The following is an 18,925-nucleotide window of genomic DNA, read 5'->3' on the forward strand; positions in this document are numbered from 1 at the left end:
AATAGGTGCCCGCCTATGGCCCAAAGGTCACGCGAGCTGCGCGTCGACCATCTCAGCGGTCCCGTAGACCAGCCGTCGCTCGCGCGGCCGCTCGTAAAGGCCGAGCAGCGCCTTCGCCCGCTCCACCGCCTGCGGGGCCCCCTCGAAGGCGATCTGCCGCGCCGCCTCGTCCGCCAAGCCGACATAGCCCATCCAGGCGCGCGTGAAGGTCTCGAGGGCGGCCGATATCGTCACGTCGACCTCGTAGCCCGGGTTCTTCATGCAGAGCTCGATCTCGGGATGGGCGATCACGAACCACCAGCGCCGGGACGCCACCCTGGCGCCGGGGATGCCGCGGAACTCGAAGCAGATGACGAAGCGCCCGGCCGGATGGGCGGAGCGCGGAATCTGTCCGCGGACCGACATCAGCAGGAAGGCGGGATCGAAATCCTCGGGCTGCAGGATGTTCTTCGTGTAGCGCTGCCCCCAGAGGCTGAGGGCCTGGATGATTGGCCGGAAATCCTCGCCGGCCGCCGTCAGCGCATAGATGTTGCCGGGCCCCGTGGGCTTTTCCGTGATCGAGACCACGCCGTGCTGCTCGAGGTCGCGCAGGCGCTGGGCCAGCAGCGTCTTCGACATGAGCGGCAGCCGGCGCCGCAGGTCGTTGAACTGCGCGGGCCCGCAGCAGAGCTCGCGCAGGACGAGCGGCGTCCATCGCTCGGCGAAGAGCTCGCAGGTCTTCGCCACGGGGCAGAACTGTCCATAGCCAGGCATGACGCTAGATCGTCCAGGCGAGGACATGAAATCAAGTCCATTTTCTGTCCTTGAAGCAAAGTGCCCCGGCGATCCAGGGTCCGCCCCGTCAGAAATACTGGGATGGGGAAGAAGAATGCCCGATACGAACGTTACGAACACACCGACGGCCGACTGGATCAGCCTCGCCGACCGCATCGGCCAGGACATCGCGGAGGCGGCCTCGCGCCACGACCGCGAGGAGAGCTTTGTCCGCGAAGGATTCGACGCGCTGCGCGCCGCCGGCTTCTTCCGGGCGCTGGTGCCCGTGGAGCTCGGCGGCGCCGGCGCGGACTACCGCGAGATGTGCGGCGCGATCCGGCAGCTGGCGAGGCATTGCGGCGCGACGGCGCTCGCTTTCTCCATGCACTGCCATCTCGTCGCCGTGCCGGCCTGGCGCTGGCGGAACGAGAAGGCGCCGGTCGAGGGCCTGCTGAAGCGCGTGGTGCAGGAGGACCTGATCCTCATCTCCAGCGGCGGCTCCGACTGGCTGCCGGGCTCGGGCCAGGCGGTGAAGGTCGAAGGCGGCTATCGCATCCACGGCCGGAAGATCTTCGCCAGCGGCTGCCCGATGGGCGACTTGCTGATGACCAGCGCGATCCACATGGATCCGGAGAAGGGGCCGGAGGTGCTGCACTTCCCCGTCTCCTTCAAGGCGGAGGGCGTGCGGCGGCTCGACACGTGGCACGTGATGGGCATGCGCGGCACGGGCTCGCAGGATGTCGAGCTCGACGGCGTCTTCGTGCCCGATGCGGCGATCGCGGCACGGCGCGAGCCGGGCAAGTGGCACATGCTGTTCCACCACATCTTCGCGATGGCCTTTCCGATGGTCTATTCGGCCTATGTCGGCGTGGCCGAGGGCGCGCGGGCGAAGGCGCTGACGATCGCGCGGCTGAAGGGAGACCCGGCCAGGCTGAGCGTTGCGGCGGGCCAGCTGGAAAATGCCTTCGCCAAGGCGGAGATGGCGCTCGATCGGATGATCACGATCGCGGAGACGGAGGCGCCCGGGCCGGTGCGGACCGGCCGCGCCGCGACGGCGCGCTCGCTCACCGGCCAGGCGGCCATCGAGACGGTGGAGCGTGCGATGGAGCTGGTGGGCGGCGCGTCCTTCTACCGCGACCTCGGGCTGGAGCGGGCCTTCCGGGATGTGCAGGGCGCGCGCTTCCATCCGCTGCAGGAGGTGCCGCAGCTGGAGATGACGGGCCGGCTGGCGCTGGGCCTGCCCATCGACGGGTAGCGGACCTCGCTTGGCGCCGCCCCGTTTCGGGATCATGCTGATGCCGAAGCGATCCCGGGCGGCGCCGGCCCATCGCCGGACGACAAGAAAACACGGCGCGGGGAACGTGCCATGTCTCTGCGGCTTTGGCCCTTGCTGCTGCTCGCCTTCGCGCTGCCCGCGCGGGCGGAGTATCCCGACCGCCCGATCCGCCTCGTCGTCGGCTACGCGCCCGGCGGCTCCACCGACATCGTCGCCAGGCTGCTGGCGGAGCAGATGGGCGCGCGGCTCGGCCAGTCCATTCTCGTGGAGAACCGCGGCGGCGCCGGCGGCGTGCCGGCGGCCGGGATCGTGCTGCAGCAGGAGGCCGACGGTCACACGCTGATGCTGCACACGCTCGGCCCCAACCAGGCCGCCGCGCTCGGCACGCGCATGCCCTTCGATCCGGTGACGGCCTGGGCGCCGATCGGCCTCGCCGCGAGCGGAGCGAACGCGTTGGTCGTGCATCCCTCGGTCCCCGCGCACAACCTTCGCGAGTTCCAGGCGCTGGCGCGCGCCTCGCTCACGCCGCTGCGCTTCGGCTCGCCCAGCGTGGGGCTGACCTCGCATCTCTTCGCGCAGGGTCTGGGGATCGAGATCGAGGAGGTGCGCTACCGCGGCACCTCCCAGGCGATGACCGACGTGCTGGCGGGGCGGGTGCAGGCCTATACCATAGCGCTGGCGGGCATCCTGCCTCATGTCCAGTCGGGCGCGCTGCGGGCGCTCGCCATCGCGCGGCGCCAGCGCAGCGCCGTCATGCCGGAGCTGCCGACGACGGCGGAGGAGGGCTTCCCGCAGATCGTCATGTCGAGCTGGTTCGGGCTGGTGGCGCGGGCGGGAACGCCGCGCGACCGGATCGCGCTGCTGCACGCCACGCTCAACGCGACCCTGGCCGAGCCCGAGACGGCCGCGCGGCTGTTGGCCGGCGGGCTGGACGTGGAGCCGAGCCCGGATCCAGAAGCCTTCGGCGCGATGATGCGCGAGGACCTGGAGATGTGGAACGAGGTCGCGCGGCGGGGGAACCTGCGGCAGTGACGGGACTCAGGCGGGCTCCCAGCCCGCCGTCCGCATGCAGTTGACGATGTGGGTGCGGCGGCCTTCGTCGATGGCGGCCATCATGGCCGGCGCGTAGCCGGACATCTGGGCCGCGGGGGTCATCGTCCGCGCGGCGCGGTCGTTCGCCCAGCGGTCGCCCTCCAGGATGCAGCCCTCGCGCGCCTGGACCATCTGCTCGTCGCTGCGCCGCGTGCCGGTGAAGTCCTTCCAGGCGGCGGGCAGGCCCGGCTCGAAGCCGGGCGGCGGCTCCGGATACATGGGGGCGCAGGCGGCCAGGGCCGCGGCCAGGACCAGACCGATCGAAATCCTCATGGGTCTTCTCCCTCTCCCCGGAACGATCCGGGCTCGGTTTCGGGATACCATAGCTTTCATGCTTCGGCGCCTGGGGTCCACCTCCCCTTGTTCCCGTGGCGCCGTCGCTTCATGCTCGGCGCCAAGGCACGCCAGCCGCATCACGCAGAAGGAGCTCCCCCCTCCAAGGAGGTCGAGTGATGCATCGCCGTAGAATCCTGGCGGCGCCCGCGCTGCTGGTCGCGTCGCGCCCAGGGGCACAATCCCAGGCGCAATCCCTGTCCGGGCGGACGCTGCAGCTCATCGTGCCCTACCCGCCGGGCGGGGGGAACGACATCGGTGCGCGGGCGCTGGCGCCGCTGCTGGAGCGGGAGCTCGGGACCTCCATCGTCGTGCTCAACCGGGCGGGCGCGGCGAGCCAGCTCGGCATGGCGCAGGTGGCTCGGGCCGCGCCGGACGGGCTGACCATCGGCTACGGGCTCTGGCCGCAGACGACGACGCTCTACCTCGACCCCAGCCGGCAGACGCCCTTCACGCGCGCCAGCTTCACGCCCCTCTGCATCCATGTGACCGACCCGGGCGCGATCATGGTGAGGGCCGACAGCCCGCTGCGCAGCCTGGCCGACATGGTCGCCGCCGCGCGGGCCCGGCCGGACGATTTCCGCATGACGGACAACGGCACCTTCGGGCATGAGCACCTGGCCTCGGTGCAGCTCCAGCGGCTGGCAGGGGTGCGGTTCAACCAGGTGCATTTCCAGGGGGCCGGACCGGCCATCATCTCGCTGCTCAGCGGGCAGACGGAGGCCGGGATCTTCGCCGTGGGCACCGCCAGCTCCAACGTGCGGCAGGGGCAGATGCGGGCGCTGGCCGTTCTCTCACCGGCAGAGAGCCCCTTCCTGCCGGGCGTGCCGACGGCCGCGGCGCAGGGCTACGACATCGTGGCGGGCTCGACGCGGGCCTTCGTGGCGCCGGCCGGGCTGCCGCCCGCGATCCGGCAGGCGCTGGCGGCGGGGCTTGAGCGGGCGATCCTGTCGCCGGAACATGCCGAGAAGATGCAGCAGCTCGCCATTCCCATCACCTTCCAGGGGCCGGACGCCTTCGCGCGCTACTGGCAGCAGGAGGAGGAGACGCTGCGGCCGCTGATGGCGGAGCTGTTGAAGGAGGGCGGGAATTGAGGGGGGCCGATCCGGCCTCCCCCGCGGAGGTAGACTTGTCTCCCATCCCGCTCCCGACCGGCCGTCACCGGCAAGCCCGCCGCGTATGGATGTTCAACCGGGCCACCTGCTGCAAGCAGGCCAGCGGCCGCAGGAGAAAAGCATGAAAGTCGGCGTCTTCCTGTTTCACGAATCACGCGATCCCTCGGCGGACGCCCGGGTCATCGACGAGGCGGTCCGCGAGGCCCAGCTCGCCGAGGACGAGGGCATGGATGCCGTGTTCCTCGCCGAGCATCACTTCGACGGCAACTGCGTCTATGTCGATCCACCGACCTTCGCCGCCGCGCTGGCCATGGCGACCAGCCGCATCAAGATCGGCTTCGCCGTCCTGCAGTCCTCGCTCTACCACCCGATCCGTATGGCCGAGCAGATCTCGCTGATCGACAATCTGAGCAAGGGCCGGCTGATCGTGGGCCTCGGGCGCGGCAGCATGGTCAACCTGCACGAATACAGCGGCTACCAGATCGACCCCGACAGCGCGCAGGAGCGTTTCGAGGAGATCGAGAAGATCCTGCTGCAATGCTGGACCCAGGAGAAGGTCAGGCACGAGGGCAAGTACTGGAACTTCGAGATCCCGATGCTGCGGCCGCGGCCCTATACCAAGCCCTACCCGCAGATCCTGCGCGCCGTCGCCTCCGAGGCCTCGCTCGCGGGCCAGGCGCGCCAGGGCCGCCCCGTGATCATGGCGGCGGCGACCGCCGCGGGCGCGGCGCGCAACATCGAGGTCTACCGCAAGGCCGCGCAGGAGGCCGGCGTCAGCACCGACCGGATCGACTGGGCCATCTCCGAGAGCTGGGTGTCCCGCACCGTCGTCCTCGCACCGACCGACCAGGAGGCGCAGGAGGTCGGCCTGCCGTACTTCCGGCAGATGCAGACCTATCGCGCGGCCCAGAGCTCCGCCTTCGAGGCGCTCGCCGCCAGGATCAACGCGCAGCCGACCCCGGTTCTCTGCGGCTCGCCCGACACCGTGATGGAGGACTTTACGAGTCTCGCGAAAACCGGCATCGGCGGGGTCAGCATCCGGTTCCGGACCGGGCCGATGCCGGCGGAGTTTTCGGCGCGCGCGCTGAAGCTGTTCATGAAGGAGATCGCGCCGGAAATCCGGGGGAGTGCGCTGGCGGCTGTGGGCGGCTGAGCGTCGAGCCCGGGTGCAGGCCGCATTCATGTGGCCGCCCGGGCGGTTCAGGACTTGTGGAAACATGGTGTCCCCGGCGGGATTCGAACCCACGGCCCCCAGATTAGGAATCTGGTGCTCTATCCGGCTGAGCTACGGAGACGACCGGTTTCGCCCATAGCACACCCGCCCGGCCCAGGCGAAGTCTGGCCTTGTTCGCGGTTTGCCCCCAAATAGGCGGCGATGGCCCCGATTCGCCCGCGCCTGCTGTTGCCCGAGGCGCCCGCGCTGGTCGCATCGCACGGCCGCGCCACCCTCCTCACCCCCGACGGCGAGGTCCTGACCCTCTCCGGCTCGCACATCGCCGAGGCGCTGGGCGAGCACCCGCCGCCGCTCCTCGTCCACGCCCCCGCCACCGCCCGCCGGCTCGACCTGCCGCGCTTCCTCGATGCGCTGGACCTGCTGGAGCTCTTCGCCTTCGCGCTCCCCGCCCGCCACGCCCCGCCCACGCCGCGCGGCCTGGCCCTGGTGCTCGACCTCCCGCCGCCCGAGGATGACGAGGCCGCCGCCGCCCTCCTGCCTGAGATCGCCTCGCGTCTGCTCCGCGCCCTGGCCGACGAGGCCAACTCCCCCTCGGGCCGCGAGGCCGCCGGCATGGCCGCGCAGCTCGCCCAGGCCGCCGACTGGCCCTGGGTGCCGAGCGTCCTCGCTGCCCTCGGCCAGCCCGACGCGAAGCCCTCGCGCGATGCCTTCAAGCCCTGGCGCCGCCTGCCCGAATGGGAGGAGACCGCGCCCCCGCCGCCGCCCGCAAGCTTCGACGTCACCGGCGCCGACGCCCGCCGACGCCTGGCCGAGATGCTCGGCGCCGGCTCCGAGCAGCGCCCCCAGCAGGCCGATTTCGCCTCCGCCGCCGCCGGCGCCTTTTCACCGCGCGACGTCGAGGGCGCGCCACATATGGTCCTCGCCGAGGCCGGCACCGGCACAGGCAAGACGCTGGGCTACATCGCCCCCGCCTCGCTCTGGGCCGAGCGCAACGGCGCGCCCGTCTGGCTCAGCACCTACACGCGCAACCTGCAACGGCAGATCGATCAGGAGCTGATGCAGCTCTTCCCCGACCCGGAGGAGCGCCGCGCGCGCGTGGCCGTCCGGAAAGGTCGGGAAAACTACCTCTGCCTGCTGAACCTGGACGAGGCGCTGGGCCAATACGGGCTGCGCCAGATGGCGCTGCCGCTGGCGCTGGTCGCGCGCTGGGCCGGCGCCACGCGCGACGGCGACATCACCGGCGGCGATTTTCCGGGCTGGATCGGCGAGCTGTTCCCGCCCGGAACCTTATATGGACTAGGCGACCGCCGCGGCGAATGCATCCGCTCCGCCTGCCAGCACTACAAGAAGTGCTTCGTGGAGCACTCCATTCGCCGCGCGCGGACGGCGCGGCTGGTGGTCGCGAACCACGCGCTGGTGATGGTGCAGGCCGCGCTCGGCGGCGGCGAGGACGGCAAGCCCACGCGCTACGTCTTCGACGAGGGCCACCATCTCTTCGACGCGGCGGACGGCGCCTTCTCCGCGGCCCTCACCGGCGTCGAGGCGGCCGAGCTGCGCCGCTGGCTGCTGGGCGCCGAAGGCGGGCGCTCCCGCGCCAAGGGGCTGCGCGCCCGCATCAGCGAGCTCGCCGGCGACATCCCGGAGCTGCTCCAGCCCATGGAGGCCGCGCTGCACGCCGCGCGCTGCCTGCCCGGCGGCGGCTGGTATGGCAGACTGACGGAGGGCACCCCGCCACCCGAGGGCGCGACCACCGAAGCCTTCCTCCGCGCCGCCCGCCAGCAGATCCTGGCCCGCGCGCCCGACGACGACGGCATCTACACGCTCGAAGTCGATCTGCACCCCGTGACCGAGGCCGTCGCCGAGACGGGCGCCGAACTCGCCCGCGCCCTGCGCGCGCTGGAACAGCCGCTGACCCTCCTGCGCGACCGTCTGGCCGCGAAGCTCGAGACCCCCGAGGGCGAGGAGGAGCCGGAGGTCGGCGAGCGCATCCGGCTCGAGACCGCCATGCGCGGCATCGAGCGGCGCGCGCTGATGCCCCTCGCGGCCTGGCGCGGCATGCTGGGCCAGCTCGACGTCCCCGCACGCGAGGCCGGCACGCGGCCCACCATGGTGGACTGGCTCCAGCTCGACCGCCGCGACGGCCGCGACGTGGATGCCGGCCTGCACCGCCATTGGCTCGACCCGACCATCCCCTTCGCGCAGACGGTGGCCGCTCCCGCGCATGGGCTGCTCATCACCTCCGCCACTCTCACCGACGCCGCCAAGCGCGACGATCCCGAAGCCGCCTGGCACGAGGCCGAGGCGCGCAGCGGCGCGCTCCACCTGCCGCTGCCCGCCATCCGCGCCGCACTGCCCTCGCCCTTCGACTACGCCGCCAACACCCGCACCTTCGTCGTGACGGATGTCGACGCGCGACAGGCCGGTCCCGTCGCCAGCGCCATGCAGCAGCTCTTCCTGGCCTCCGGCGGCGGCGGTCTCGGGCTCTTCACCGCGATCCGGCGGCTGCGCGAGGTGCAGTCGCGCATCGGCCAGGCGCTGGAGGCGCGCGGCATCCCGCTCTACGCGCAGCACGTGGATGCGATGGACAACGCCACCCTCGTCGACATCTTTCGCGCGGAAGAAAACTCCTGCCTGCTCGGCACCGACGCGATGCGCGACGGCGTGGACGTCCCCGGCCGCGCGCTGCGCCTGCTGGTCTTCGACCGCGTGCCCTGGCCGCGCCGCACCATCCTTCAGCGCGAGCGCCGCCTGCACCTCTCCGAGGGCGACCCGCAGGGCTATGATGACACCCACGCCCGCCACAAGCTGCGCCAGGCCTTCGGCCGCCTGATCCGCCGCGCGGACGACAAGGGCGTCTTCGTTTTGCTCGACCGCGCCTGCCCCTCGCGCATCCTGGCCGGCCTGCCCGATGGCGTGACGCCGCAGCGCGTGACGCTGGCGCAGGCCGTGGCGGGCACGCGCGAGCTTCTGGGGATCGAGACTCAGCCCAGGTAGAACAGCGTCCCCGCGAAGGCAAAGGCGCCGGCTCCCAGCCCGCCCTGGATCTGCGGGAGGTCGAGCAGCGCCGAGCCCACCTGCGGCAGATTCGTCGGGAAGGTGATCCGCGTGTGGGCCAGCTGCCGGTTCGGCGAGAAAAGATGCACCTCGGTCAGCGTGAGATAGGCCACCTGCGCGCCGACGATCACCGCCGAGGCCCCGGCCTGCGCGATCTCGAACTTCTCCCGCTGCATGTCCGCGCAGGAGAAGGTGCCGTCCAGCGCGCTCCACCCATAGCTGTCCGTGGGCGGCCGGAACTGCGGGTTGATGAGCGAGCGCACGAGATCGGACCAGGGAATCGAGACGGCGCTGCCGATGCTGCCGCCCGCGCCCACGCCGCCGGCGAGCGCCAGGAAGACCGGCTTCACGCTGTCCAGGTCCGGCGAGCGGAACTGCAGGAAGAAGGCGCCGCCGCCCAGGACGGCCGCCCCGCCCATCTGCGCGACCACGCAGACCTCCCATCGCGAGGAATTCCGTTCCCACCAGCCCATGCCCGTCTCCTGTGCTTCGACAGGTGGAAGCGAGCACGCACCGGAAAGGCCGGCAAAACAATTTCTGTCGCATGTATCTCGCGGCGCGCAGGCAGCCTTCAGGAATGTGCCTGCAGCCCGCATTCCACGAGCCTGGACCAGACCTCCTCCGCGGTATCGGCGAAGCGGAAGAGGTCGCAGTCCCGGGTGTCGATCATGCCGTTCTCGACCAGCGCGCCAAAGTTGATGACCGAGCGCCAATAGGCCTCGTCGAAGAGGACGATGCTGACCGGGGGGGCCTTGTCCGTTACCCGCAGGTTGAGGATCTCGAACAGCTCGTCGAGCGTCCCGAAGCCGCCGGGGAAGACCACCAGCGCATTCGCCCGCATCGCCAGGTGCATCTTCCGCATGGCGAAGTAGTGGAAGCGGAAGGTCAGCTCGGGCGTCGAATAGGCGTTGGGCTCCTGCTCGTGCGGCAGGCTGATGTTGAAGCCGATGCTCGGCGCGCCGGCGTCGGCGGCGCCGCGATTGGCGGCCTCCATGAGGCCGGGCCCACCGCCGGTCGCGATCACGTTGTTGCGGATTCCGTCCTCGCCGACGATGCGCGCGCCGCCGCGCTCGGAGGCGATACGCCCGAAGGCTCGCGCCTGCCCGTACCAGAAGGGCTGGCGGCCCGGGCCCTTCTCCCTGACGCGCGCCGATCCGAACACCACGATGGTCGAGCCGACATGCCAGTTCCGCAGCGCCTCCTCGGCCTTGGCGTATTCGAGCAGGAAGCGCACGCCCCGCATCGAATCGCCCAGAAGGAAATCCTGGTCGAGGGCCGGCAGCCGGTAGCTCGGCTGCGATGTCCTGTCCTGGTCCAAATCGATTCTCCTTTCCAGGCCGGCCGCATCATCCCACGGCCGCGCCTCGCTGCCTGCCCCGGGACATCCCGGCTTGCATCGTCCCCGAGTTGCGTCAGACTTGTGCAATGCAGCGCATCACACGCCGATCCGCCCTGGGTTTGCCGCTCTTTGCGGCGGCCAGCCCTGTGCTGGCGCAGGGCTGGCCACAACGACCGGTGCGCTTCGTCGCGCCCTTCGCTGCCGGCGCCAGCCTCGACGCCACGGCGCGGCTCTTCGGGCGCTTCCTGGAGCCGCGCTGGGGACAGCCGGTGGTCATCGAGAACCGCACGGGCGCGGCGGGCAATATCGGCGCCGAGGCGGTGGCCCGCGCGGCGCCGGACGGGCTGACGCTGCTGGTGGCGCCAACCGGGCTGATCACCGTGAACCCCTCGCTCTATCCGAACCTCGGCTTCTCCATCGAGAACGACCTGATCGCCGTGGCGATGCTCGGCACGCTGCCCAACGTGATGGTCGTGCCCGCCAGCTCCCCCTGGCACAATGTTGCGGAGTTCCGTGCAGCCATGCAGGCGGCGGGGCGGCCGGTGCTGTTCGGCTCGGCCGGCGCGGGCTCGCTGATCCACATCTCCGGCGAGCTCTTCATGCGTGAGGCCGGGCTGCAGGGGACGCACGTGCCCTATCGCGGCAGCGCCCCGGCGCTGACCGATCTCGTTGCCGGCCGCATCGACGTGATGTTCGAGAACCAGCCCGGCGCGCTGCCGCTGATCCGCGACGGGCGGCTGCGCGCGCTGGCGGTGACCTCCGCGACGCGCAGCACGGCGCTGCCGGACGTGCCGACGACCGCCGAGGCCGGGCTGCCCAACGTGCTGGCCGTGCCCTGGTTCGCACTCTTCGCGCCGAAGGGCACGCCGGCCGAAATCTGCGCGAGGATCGCCGCCGACGTGGCGGCGGGACAGCGGGATCCGGCGATGAAGACCGCCCTCGACAATCTCGGCCTGACGCCGGATGTCTATGGCCCGGCTGAGCTCACCGCCCTCGTCGCGCAGGAGCGGCAGCGCTACGGTGCCGTGGTGCGTGCCGCCAACATCCGCGTGGAGTAAGCCGCCTTGTCCCATGAGGAAGTCTACGTCGAGTTCCTGAACGGGCCCGACATCGCGAAGCTCGCGCTGACCGACGACGAGATCCTGGCGGCGATCGAGACGAGCCTCGCGGCGCAGGGCCGCGGGCACACGGTGGTCGATCCGCGGCTGCACCACATGCCCGGCATCGCCAATGGCCATTTCAACGTGCTGCGCGGCTATGTGGGCGAGGAGATCGGGCTGTCCGGCGTGAAGGTCGTCGGCGACTTCGTGGACAACTACCAGCAAAACCTGCCGAGCGAGCTGGCCACGCTGCTGCTGCTGAACCCGACCAACGGCAAGCCCGTCGCGATCCTGGACGCCTCGCATATTACCGACATGCGCACGGGCGCGGTGAGCGCGATCGGCGCGAAGTACCTGGCGCGGAAGGGCTCCAAGGTGCTCGGCCATATCGGCGCGCGCGGCACGGCCTATTGGAACGTGCGGCTGATGGACCGGCTCTTCGACTTCGACGAGATCCGCGTGCATTCGCGCCGTCCCGAGAGCCAGGAGGCCTTTGCCCGGAAGCTGGAACAGGACCTCGGCAAGAAGATCACGCGCTGCACCGACTGGGAGAGCGTGGTGCGCGGCGCTGACATCGTGGTCGAGGCCTCGCGCCTCAGCGAGCCCACGCCGCTGCTGAAGACCGAATGGATCAAGAAGGGCGCGCTGGTCATGCCCTACGGCACCATGAGCGCGGTGGAGTTCAGCCTCACCGATATCATGGACAAGATGCTGATGGACGACTGGGGCCAGGCGCATTCGGGAAAGCTCGGCGCGCTGCGCGCCCATGTGGATGCCGGCAAGCTCTCCGAGGCGACCCTCTACGGCGAGCTGGGGCAGGTCGTGGCCGGCCTCAAGCCGGGGCGCGAGCGCGACGACGAGACCATCCTGCTCTGGCACCGCGGGCTGTCGCTGAGCGACATCGCGCTGGGCCATGCCATGCTGAAGAAGGCGCAGGCCATGGGCATCGGCCAGCGGCTGCGCTTCTTCTGATGGCCTGGCTCTCCAATGCGCGCATGTACTCGCAGAATCCGGCCGCCGGCGCGGCCTGGGTTGCGCTGCTGGCCCGCGTGGCGAAGGCGGCCGCGGTGCCGCTGGAGCCCTTCGACTACCCCGCTCCCAAGCCGCTGGAGGAAATGTGGGAGCGGCCCGACCTCGGCCTCGTCTTCATGTGCGGCTTTCCACGCAAGAAGTATTTTCCCCAGACCATCCCGATCGCCGCGCCGGTGCCGACGCGCTGGGGCCGCCCGGTCTATTGCACCGACTTCATCGTGCGCGCCGACAGCGACATCCGCACGCTGGAGGACAGCTTCGGCCAACGCATGGCCTGGACCGTCCAGCACAGCCAGTCCGGCTGCAACGCGCCGCGGCACCACCTGCTCAAGGTCGGCGGGGGCAAGCGCCTCTACCGAGAGAACGTCGGTCCGCTGATCAGCGCGGCGGCGGTGGTGAAGGCCGTGATCGAGGGCGCGGCCGAGATCGGTCCGCTCGACGCCTATGTGCACGAGCTGATGAAGATCCACGCGCCGGAGCAGGCCGCGCTGATCCGCACCGTGGACAGCACGCCGCCCATGCCCATCCCGCTGCTGGTCGCCGCCGCCGGCTTCCCGGACGAGGACGTCCAGCGCCTGCGCGCGGCGCTGCTGGCGGTCGGACCGGTGCCGGAGCTGGCGCTGGACGGCTTCGCGATCCCGGAGGACGCCTCCTACGACGCCATGCTCGCCATGGAGGAAGAGGCGCTCACGGCGGGGTATGAGCTTCCCGCATAGGTCCACCAACAAGGTCTTGCCAGCCGCGCCGTCCGGCGTGACGCTGCGCCACCGGCGAAACGACCGGCGACAGGGAAGATTGCCAGCGACGTTATAAGGAGTCGGACATGCAGCGCCGCGCCTTCACGTTCGCCCTCCCCGCCTTGCTCGCGGCGCGCGCCGCCACGGCCGAGACCTGGCAGCCCAACCGGCCCATCCGCATCCTGGTCGGCTACAGCGTCGCCACCACCAGCGACCTCCTCGCCCGCCTCGTCGGCCAGAAGCTGAGCGAGCGGCTCGGCACCTCCGTCGTCGTCGAGAACCGCGAGGGCGGCGGCGGCACCATCGCGGCCGGCATGGCGCTCCGCACGCCGGCCGACGGCTACACGCTGCTGCTGGGCGCCACCGCGCTGACCATGGCGCCCCGCCTCTTCCGCGACGTCACCTTCAAGCCGCTGGAGGATTTCGAGCCGGTCTGCCTGATCGGCTTCGCGCCCAATGTGCTGGTGGTGCGGCCGCAATCGCCCATCGCCTCCATCGCGGACCTCATCGCCGCCGCGCGGGCGGCACCGGGCCGCCTGAGCTATGCCTCCTCCGGCCCCGGCTCGGGCTCCTGGGTGGGGATGGAGGAGCTGAAGGCACATGCCGGCATCCAACTGGAAGAGATCCCCTACAGCTCCACCGCCCAGGCCACGACCGACGCGATGAGCGGCCAGGTGGACCTGCATTGCCCGAGCCTCGCCGGTGCCATGCCGCATATCCGCTCCAACCGCTTCCGGGCCCTGGGCATCACCAGCGGGCGGCGCAGCGCCGCGGCACCCGACATCCCCTCGATCGCGGAAACGCTGCCGGGCTACGACGCCTCCGCCTGGTACGGCGTGGTCGCGCCCGCCGGCCTGCCGGCGCCGGTCGCGGAGCGGCTGAACACGGAGTTGCAGGCCATCCTCGCCGAGCCCGCCATGCAGGCGCGGCTGCTCGACGTGGGCGTGGACGCGCAATCCGGCTCGCGCGACGACATGCGCAAGGTCATGACCGAGGCTGTGACCTCGGGAAACGCCATGATGGACCGGATCAACTACCGCCCAAGGTGAAGGGGCCGAGATGAGGAAGGAACGCGACGATGAGTGAAGGCGAAACCTACGCCCAGCGGCCCGCCCTGCGCGGCACGCGCCACATGGCCTCGGCGGGCCACTACGCGGCCGCGCATGCGGCCTTCGCGATCCTGGAGGCCGGCGGCAATGCGGTGGATGCGGCGGTGGCGGGCGGCATCACGCTCGGCGTCGTGCAGCCGGACATCGTGAACGTCGCCGGCGTTGCGCCCATCATGATCCGCATGGCCGACGGCGAGATGTGGACCATCGCCGGCCTCGGCAACTGGCCGGCCGCAGCGGACCCCGAGCATTTCGTGCGGAAGTACAACGGCGCCATCCCGGAGGGCATCCTGCGCAGCGTGATCCCGGCCGCGCCCGACGCCTGGATCACCGCGCTGAAGCGCTTCGGCACCATGAAGTTCGGCGAGGTGGCGCAGCACGCCATCCGCATGGCCGAGGGCTTCCCAACCTATCCGCTGCTCGCCGACATGATCGCGGCGAAGGAGGAGAGATACGCGCGCTGGCCTTCCAGCGCGGCCATCTACCTGCGCCAGGGCCGTGCGCCGAAGGTGGGCGAGCTCTTCATCCAGTCCGACCTCGCGCGCTCGCTGCTCTACATGGCCGACGAGGAGGCCGCCGCGCTGGGCCGCGGCGCCGATCGCGAAGGCGGGCTCGAGGCCGCGCGCGCGGCCTTCTACACGGGTGACATCGCCCGCGCGATCGTGAAGTACCACGAGCAGGAGGGCGGCTGGATGACGGCGGCCGACCTCGCCAACTACCACTCGCCGGTCGAGCGGCCGGTCTCCGTCAACTTCAACGGCGTGGACGTCTACACCTGCGGCGTCTGGTGCCAGGGGCCGGTGCTCGGCCAGGCGCTGAACCTGCTCGATCCCGCCTCGCTCAAGGCGATGGGGCACAACAGCCCGGACTACCTCCACACCCTCGTCGAGGCGATCAAGCTCGCCTTCTCCGACCGCGAGGCCTTCTATGGCGATCCTGATCATGTGGACGTGCCGCTCGACACGCTGCTGAGCCTCGAATACGGGCTCGCCCGCCGCAAGATGATCGACCCTGCCAGCGCCTGGCCGGAGATGCCGCCGCATGGCGAGCCCTACGCCACGCCCCGTGCAGCGGAAGGCCTGCGCATGCTGGACGGCGTGCCCTCCGGCCCGCCGCGCGACACCTCCTACATCTGCACCGTGGACCGCTGGGGCAATACCGTCTCCGCCACGCCGAGCGACGTCTCGTTCGACACGCCGGTAATCCCCGGAACCGGCCTCTGCCCCTCCTCGCGCGGCTCGCAGAACTTCATGGCGGAGGGGCATCCGAGCCGTGTCGCGCCGGGCAAGCGGCCGCGCCTCACGCCCAATCCGGCGATGGCGGTGTCACCGGGCAAGTATGTGCTGCCCTTCGGCACGCCGGGCGGCGACGTGCAGTCGCAGGCCATGCTGCAGGTGCTGATGAACATCATGCTCTTCGACATGGACCCGCAGGACGCCGTCGAGCATCCGCGCGTCGCGACCTACAGCTACCCGGACAGCTTCGAGCCGCACCACTACTACCCGGGCCGGCTCTGCCTGGAATCGCGCATTGCCCCGGAGACGGGCGAGGAGCTGGCGAAGCGTGGGCACCAGGTGTCGTGGTGGCCGGACCGGATCTGGCGCGCGGGCGCGGTCTGCACGATCCATGCGGACCTGGAGAGCGGCATCCTGACCGGCGGCGCCGATCCGCGCCGTCCCAGCTACGCGGTGGGGTGGTAGCGCCTCACCGCATCTCCACCTCGGCATAGCCGCCCTCGGCGATGCCATTCGCCCGGGCGCGGTAGGCCGGGGCGCTGCCGGTGTAGCGCGCGACGCGGCGGACCTGGCGGCCGGCGACGTTCATGTTCACGCCGGTCATCCAGGAATCCACCTCCATGCTCAGCAGGCCCTGGGCGATCTCCATCACGTGGTCCATCCACTGCGCCACCGCTTCGGGCCGTGCCTCGAAGCGCGTGAACCCGTGCTTGACCATGTGGCGCAGGAAGTCGGTGACCCACTCCACGTTGAACTCGATGGTGCGCGGGATATTGCCGAGCGCGTTGTGCGGGCCGAGCAGCATGAGCATGTTCGGGAACTCGTCCACCAGCATGCCGACGAGCGAGGTCGCGCCGTCCTGCCACTTGTCCTTCAGCGCCACGCCATCGACGCCGCGGAAGTCGATGCGGTCGAAGGCGCCGCGCAGCGCGTCGAAGCCCGTGGCGTAGACGATGATGTCGAACTCGTACTCGGCCACGCTCGTCTTGATACCGGTCGGCGTGATCCGCTCGATCGGCGTGGCCTTGCTGTCCACCAGCGTCACGTTCGGCTGGTTGTAGCATTCGTAGTAGTGGGTCTCGAGCGGCACGCGGCGGGTGCCGAAGCCGTGGTTCTTCGGGATCAGCAGCTCCGCGACCGCAGGATCCTTCACCCGCTGACGGATCTTGTCGGCGATGAAGCGCGAGATCTCCTCGTTCGCGGCCCGGTTGGTCAGCAGGTCCTGGTAGTTGCCGACCCAGATGCCGAAGCCGCGCTCGGAATAGAGCTTTTCCAGAAAAGCCCGGCGCTCCTCGGCGGAGTCGTCGAAGGTGTTCTTGGGATGCGCCGTGTGCAGGAAGCAGGCCCAGGTCTCGCGGCAGCGCTGGAAGATGTCGTCGTAGCGGGTGCGGATCTCCGCCATCTCCTCGGGCGGAATCTTCCCGTTGTGCAGCGGCGCGCACCAATTGGGCGTGCGCTGGAAGACCGTCAGCTGCGCCGCCGTCTTGGCGACCTCCTGGATCGTCTGCACGCCCGAGGCGCCGGTGCCGATGACGGCCACGCGCTTGCCGGCGAAGTCCACCGGCTCCTTCGGCCAGAGCCCCGTGTGGAAGGAGGGGCCGCGAAACTCCTCCATGCCAGGGAAGCTGGGCATGGTGGGCGAGGAGAGCGCGCCGATGGCCGTGATCACGAAGCGCGCGCGGTGGCGGCCGCCATCCTCCAGCTCGACATCCCAGCTCCGGCTCGCCTCGTCCCAGCGGGCCGCCTTCACCCGCGCGGAGAACTGGATGTCCCGGCGCAGGTCGTACTTGTCAGCGACGAGGTTGAGGTAGCGCTCGGTCTCGGGCTGGGGCGCGAAGTGCTCGGTCCAGCTCCAGTCCTGCAGCAGCTCCTTGTCGAAGGAGTAGCCGTAGGAATAGCTCTCGGAATCGAAGCGGCAGCCGGGATAGCGGTTCCAGTACCAAGTGCCGCCCACGCCCGTGCCGGCCTCCAGGACGCGCGTCCGAAGGCCCAGCTCGCGCAGGCGGATCAGCTGGTAGAGGCCGGACATGCCGGCGCCGATGACGATGGCGTCGAAGCTGTCGGTCGTGCCGAGGCGGTCGGTAGGGGGGGCTGAGGCGGACATGCCGATGGGACTTCCTCTCTTGCTCGCCGTTCCCCGGCGAAGTCTGACCGGCCCCATTCTGCCGAGGGGGTCGGCGCCAAGGAAGAGGCGATGATCCGCTACAGGATCGCGGCGACCGTTTCCTTCGGGCGCGCCAGGATCGTGCCCCTGGGCGCGACCACGATCGGGCGTTCCACCAGCACCGGGTGCGCCACCATCGCATCGAGGATCTTCTCCGCCGGCGCGTCGAGCAGGCCGAGCTCCACGGCCAGCTTCTCCTTGGTGCGCAGGATGTCGCGCGGCGTCTTGCCCATGGCCTTCAGCAGCGACTTGAGCTGCGGCCTGGTCCAGCCCGTCTTGAGGTACTGCACCACCTCCGGCTCATGGCCGGCCTCGCGCAGCATCGCGAGGACGTTGCGCGAGGTGGTGCAGCCGGGATTGTGGAAGATGGTGAAGCCGCCGCTCATGTCTCAATCCGCCGTGATGCCGAGCCTTTGTACCACAGCCGACCAGGTGTCGATCTCGCGCTGCACGAAGGCCCGGAACTCCTCTGCCGTGCTGCCCACGGGCTCGATGCCGATGTCGAGGATGCGCGCGCGGACCTCCGGCACCTTCAGCGTGTCCGCGACCGCCGCCTGGAGGGCCGAGGTCATCGGTTCCGGCGTGCGGGCGGGGGCGAAGATGCCGTTCCAGTCGTAGCTGGAGAAGCCGGGAAAGCCGGATTCCGCGAGGGTCGGCAGGTCGGGGAAGGCGGGGGCGCGGGTCTCGCCGGTGGTGGCGACGGCCTTCAGCCGGCCCTCGCGGATGTGCTGGCTCGCCGAGGGGATGAAGGCGAAATAGCACTGCACATGGCCGGCCATGAGGTCCACCAGGGCAGGGCCGCCGCCGCGATAAGGGACGTGCGTCATCTCCAGACCGGCGCGCTCCTTGAAGATCTCCATGGCCAGGTGCTGCGCGGAGCCGTTGCCGGAGGAGGCATAGGAGAGCTCACCCTTCTTCTGCCTCGCATAGGCAATGAACTCGGCGAGGTTGTTCGCCGGCACGGAAGGATGCAGCGCCAGCGCATTGGCGCCGCGGATGATCTGCGTGACGGGAACCAGGTCCTCCAGCACCTTGTAGGGCATGGCGCGGCCCAGGGCCGGGTTCACGGAGTGCGTCGCGATGTCGACGAGGAAGGTGTGGCCGTCCGGCGCCTCCCGCGCGACGATCCCGCCGGCGATCAGGCCAGAGCCGCCGGGCTTGCTGTCGATCACGACGGACTGGCCGAGGCGCTCGGTGAGATGCGGCGAGATGAGCCGCATCGTCACATCCGCGCCACCGCCGGGCGAGGTGCTGAGGACGAAGCGCACGGGGCGGATGAAGGGCGACTGCGCGCTAGCCGCTCGGGCCGCGGCGAGGGCGGGCAGGGCGAGAAGGAACTGCTTGCGGGACAACTTCTTGAAAGACGGGGACATGGGCGTCTCCTGATGCGGCGTCCTCCCTTTGCGGCCAAG

The 18,925-nt window shown here is 70.5% G+C and carries 17 protein-coding genes and 1 tRNA gene; 10 read left to right on the forward strand and 8 right to left on the reverse strand.

What is annotated here, in order from left to right:
- Positions 1-27: 27 nt before the first annotated feature.
- Complete coding sequence (locus AC1ROY_RS03570) at positions 28-753, reverse strand: winged helix-turn-helix transcriptional regulator (protein ID WP_493147166.1); 726 nt, start codon at positions 751-753, stop codon at positions 28-30.
- A gap of 115 nt (positions 754-868) precedes the next feature.
- Between AC1ROY_RS03570 and AC1ROY_RS03575 the strand changes: the two genes are divergently transcribed.
- Entirely contained in the window at positions 869-2,008 is a 1,140-nt protein-coding gene (locus tag AC1ROY_RS03575) for an acyl-CoA dehydrogenase family protein (protein WP_493147168.1), read from the forward strand.
- Positions 2,009-2,119: 111 nt separating this feature from the next.
- Entirely contained in the window at positions 2,120-3,061 is a 942-nt protein-coding gene (locus AC1ROY_RS03580; RefSeq protein WP_493147170.1) for a tripartite tricarboxylate transporter substrate-binding protein, read from the forward strand.
- Positions 3,062-3,067: 6 nt separating this feature from the next.
- Here the strand turns inward: AC1ROY_RS03580 and AC1ROY_RS03585 are convergent, their stop codons facing one another.
- Positions 3,068-3,394, reverse strand: a complete 327-nt coding sequence (locus AC1ROY_RS03585) for a hypothetical protein (RefSeq protein WP_493147172.1) — start codon at positions 3,392-3,394, stop codon at positions 3,068-3,070.
- 179 nt (positions 3,395-3,573) lie between these two features.
- On the opposite strand from AC1ROY_RS03585, the gene AC1ROY_RS03590 reads away from it, so the two are divergent.
- Positions 3,574-4,548 (forward strand): Bug family tripartite tricarboxylate transporter substrate binding protein, encoded by a 975-nt coding sequence (locus AC1ROY_RS03590; protein WP_493147174.1) that lies wholly within the window; start codon positions 3,574-3,576, stop codon positions 4,546-4,548.
- A 142-nt stretch (positions 4,549-4,690) separates the two neighbouring features.
- A complete protein-coding gene (locus tag AC1ROY_RS03595) occupies positions 4,691-5,722 on the forward strand; it encodes an LLM class flavin-dependent oxidoreductase (protein ID WP_493147175.1) in 1,032 nt (343 codons plus the stop codon).
- Between the two features lie 65 nt (positions 5,723-5,787).
- Here AC1ROY_RS03595 and AC1ROY_RS03600 read toward each other — a convergent pair.
- A tRNA-Arg gene (locus tag AC1ROY_RS03600) sits at positions 5,788-5,864 on the reverse strand.
- 80 nt (positions 5,865-5,944) lie between these two features.
- Between AC1ROY_RS03600 and AC1ROY_RS03605 the strand changes: the two genes are divergently transcribed.
- Positions 5,945-8,737 (forward strand): ATP-dependent DNA helicase, encoded by a 2,793-nt coding sequence (locus tag AC1ROY_RS03605; protein WP_493147177.1) that lies wholly within the window; start codon positions 5,945-5,947, stop codon positions 8,735-8,737.
- On the opposite strand, the gene AC1ROY_RS03610 is transcribed toward AC1ROY_RS03605, so the two are convergent.
- Both AC1ROY_RS03610 and AC1ROY_RS03615 read right to left on the reverse strand, forming a co-directional pair.
- A complete protein-coding gene (locus AC1ROY_RS03610) occupies positions 8,725-9,270 on the reverse strand; it encodes a hypothetical protein (protein ID WP_493147179.1) in 546 nt (181 codons plus the stop codon). The genes AC1ROY_RS03605 and AC1ROY_RS03610 overlap by 13 nt on opposite strands.
- Positions 9,271-9,368: 98 nt before the next feature.
- Complete coding sequence (locus AC1ROY_RS03615; protein WP_493147181.1) at positions 9,369-10,115, reverse strand: LOG family protein; 747 nt, start codon at positions 10,113-10,115, stop codon at positions 9,369-9,371.
- A 107-nt stretch (positions 10,116-10,222) separates the two neighbouring features.
- Between AC1ROY_RS03615 and AC1ROY_RS03620 the strand changes: the two genes are divergently transcribed.
- From AC1ROY_RS03620 to AC1ROY_RS03640, 5 genes are all read left to right on the forward strand, one after another.
- Positions 10,223-11,194, forward strand: a complete 972-nt coding sequence (locus AC1ROY_RS03620) for a Bug family tripartite tricarboxylate transporter substrate binding protein (RefSeq protein WP_493147183.1) — start codon at positions 10,223-10,225, stop codon at positions 11,192-11,194.
- 6 nt (positions 11,195-11,200) lie between these two features.
- Complete coding sequence (locus AC1ROY_RS03625) at positions 11,201-12,208, forward strand: ornithine cyclodeaminase family protein (protein ID WP_493147185.1); 1,008 nt, start codon at positions 11,201-11,203, stop codon at positions 12,206-12,208.
- Complete coding sequence (locus AC1ROY_RS03630) at positions 12,208-12,984, forward strand: phosphate/phosphite/phosphonate ABC transporter substrate-binding protein (protein WP_493147187.1); 777 nt, start codon at positions 12,208-12,210, stop codon at positions 12,982-12,984. The genes AC1ROY_RS03625 and AC1ROY_RS03630 overlap by 1 nt, the downstream gene beginning before the upstream one ends.
- Positions 12,985-13,091: 107 nt before the next feature.
- Positions 13,092-14,054, forward strand: coding sequence for a tripartite tricarboxylate transporter substrate-binding protein (locus AC1ROY_RS03635; RefSeq protein WP_493147189.1), 963 nt, complete (start codon positions 13,092-13,094; stop codon positions 14,052-14,054).
- Positions 14,055-14,083: 29 nt separating this feature from the next.
- Complete coding sequence (locus AC1ROY_RS03640) at positions 14,084-15,814, forward strand: gamma-glutamyltransferase family protein (protein WP_493147191.1); 1,731 nt, start codon at positions 14,084-14,086, stop codon at positions 15,812-15,814.
- A 4-nt stretch (positions 15,815-15,818) separates the two neighbouring features.
- On the opposite strand, the gene AC1ROY_RS03645 is transcribed toward AC1ROY_RS03640, so the two are convergent.
- The 3 genes from AC1ROY_RS03645 to AC1ROY_RS03655 form a co-directional block, all read right to left on the reverse strand.
- Positions 15,819-17,453, reverse strand: coding sequence for a flavin-containing monooxygenase (locus AC1ROY_RS03645; RefSeq protein WP_493147193.1), 1,635 nt, complete (start codon positions 17,451-17,453; stop codon positions 15,819-15,821).
- 98 nt (positions 17,454-17,551) lie between these two features.
- Complete coding sequence (gene arsC / locus AC1ROY_RS03650) at positions 17,552-17,899, reverse strand: arsenate reductase (glutaredoxin) (RefSeq protein WP_493147195.1); 348 nt, start codon at positions 17,897-17,899, stop codon at positions 17,552-17,554.
- 3 nt (positions 17,900-17,902) lie between these two features.
- Complete coding sequence (locus AC1ROY_RS03655) at positions 17,903-18,886, reverse strand: tripartite tricarboxylate transporter substrate binding protein (RefSeq protein ID WP_493147196.1); 984 nt, start codon at positions 18,884-18,886, stop codon at positions 17,903-17,905.
- Between the last annotated feature and the right edge of the window lie 39 nt (positions 18,887-18,925).

The organism is Roseococcus sp. GW821-FHT12F05 (assembly GCF_058806835.1).

Coding starts and splice junctions, on each gene's coding strand:
- AC1ROY_RS03570 (WP_493147166.1), bottom strand. CDS start 753: ATGCCTGGCTATGGACAGTTCTGCCCCGTGGCGAAGACCTGCGAGCTC.
- AC1ROY_RS03575 (WP_493147168.1), top strand. CDS start 869: ATGCCCGATACGAACGTTACGAACACACCGACGGCCGACTGGATCAGC.
- AC1ROY_RS03580 (WP_493147170.1), top strand. CDS start 2,120: ATGTCTCTGCGGCTTTGGCCCTTGCTGCTGCTCGCCTTCGCGCTGCCC.
- AC1ROY_RS03585 (WP_493147172.1), bottom strand. CDS start 3,394: ATGAGGATTTCGATCGGTCTGGTCCTGGCCGCGGCCCTGGCCGCCTGC.
- AC1ROY_RS03590 (WP_493147174.1), top strand. CDS start 3,574: ATGCATCGCCGTAGAATCCTGGCGGCGCCCGCGCTGCTGGTCGCGTCG.
- AC1ROY_RS03595 (WP_493147175.1), top strand. CDS start 4,691: ATGAAAGTCGGCGTCTTCCTGTTTCACGAATCACGCGATCCCTCGGCG.
- AC1ROY_RS03605 (WP_493147177.1), top strand. CDS start 5,945: ATGGCCCCGATTCGCCCGCGCCTGCTGTTGCCCGAGGCGCCCGCGCTG.
- AC1ROY_RS03610 (WP_493147179.1), bottom strand. CDS start 9,270: ATGGGCTGGTGGGAACGGAATTCCTCGCGATGGGAGGTCTGCGTGGTC.
- AC1ROY_RS03620 (WP_493147183.1), top strand. CDS start 10,223: ATGCAGCGCATCACACGCCGATCCGCCCTGGGTTTGCCGCTCTTTGCG.
- AC1ROY_RS03630 (WP_493147187.1), top strand. CDS start 12,208: ATGGCCTGGCTCTCCAATGCGCGCATGTACTCGCAGAATCCGGCCGCC.
- AC1ROY_RS03635 (WP_493147189.1), top strand. CDS start 13,092: ATGCAGCGCCGCGCCTTCACGTTCGCCCTCCCCGCCTTGCTCGCGGCG.
- AC1ROY_RS03640 (WP_493147191.1), top strand. CDS start 14,084: ATGAGTGAAGGCGAAACCTACGCCCAGCGGCCCGCCCTGCGCGGCACG.
- AC1ROY_RS03645 (WP_493147193.1), bottom strand. CDS start 17,453: ATGTCCGCCTCAGCCCCCCCTACCGACCGCCTCGGCACGACCGACAGC.
- arsC (WP_493147195.1), bottom strand. CDS start 17,899: ATGAGCGGCGGCTTCACCATCTTCCACAATCCCGGCTGCACCACCTCG.
- AC1ROY_RS03655 (WP_493147196.1), bottom strand. CDS start 18,886: ATGTCCCCGTCTTTCAAGAAGTTGTCCCGCAAGCAGTTCCTTCTCGCC.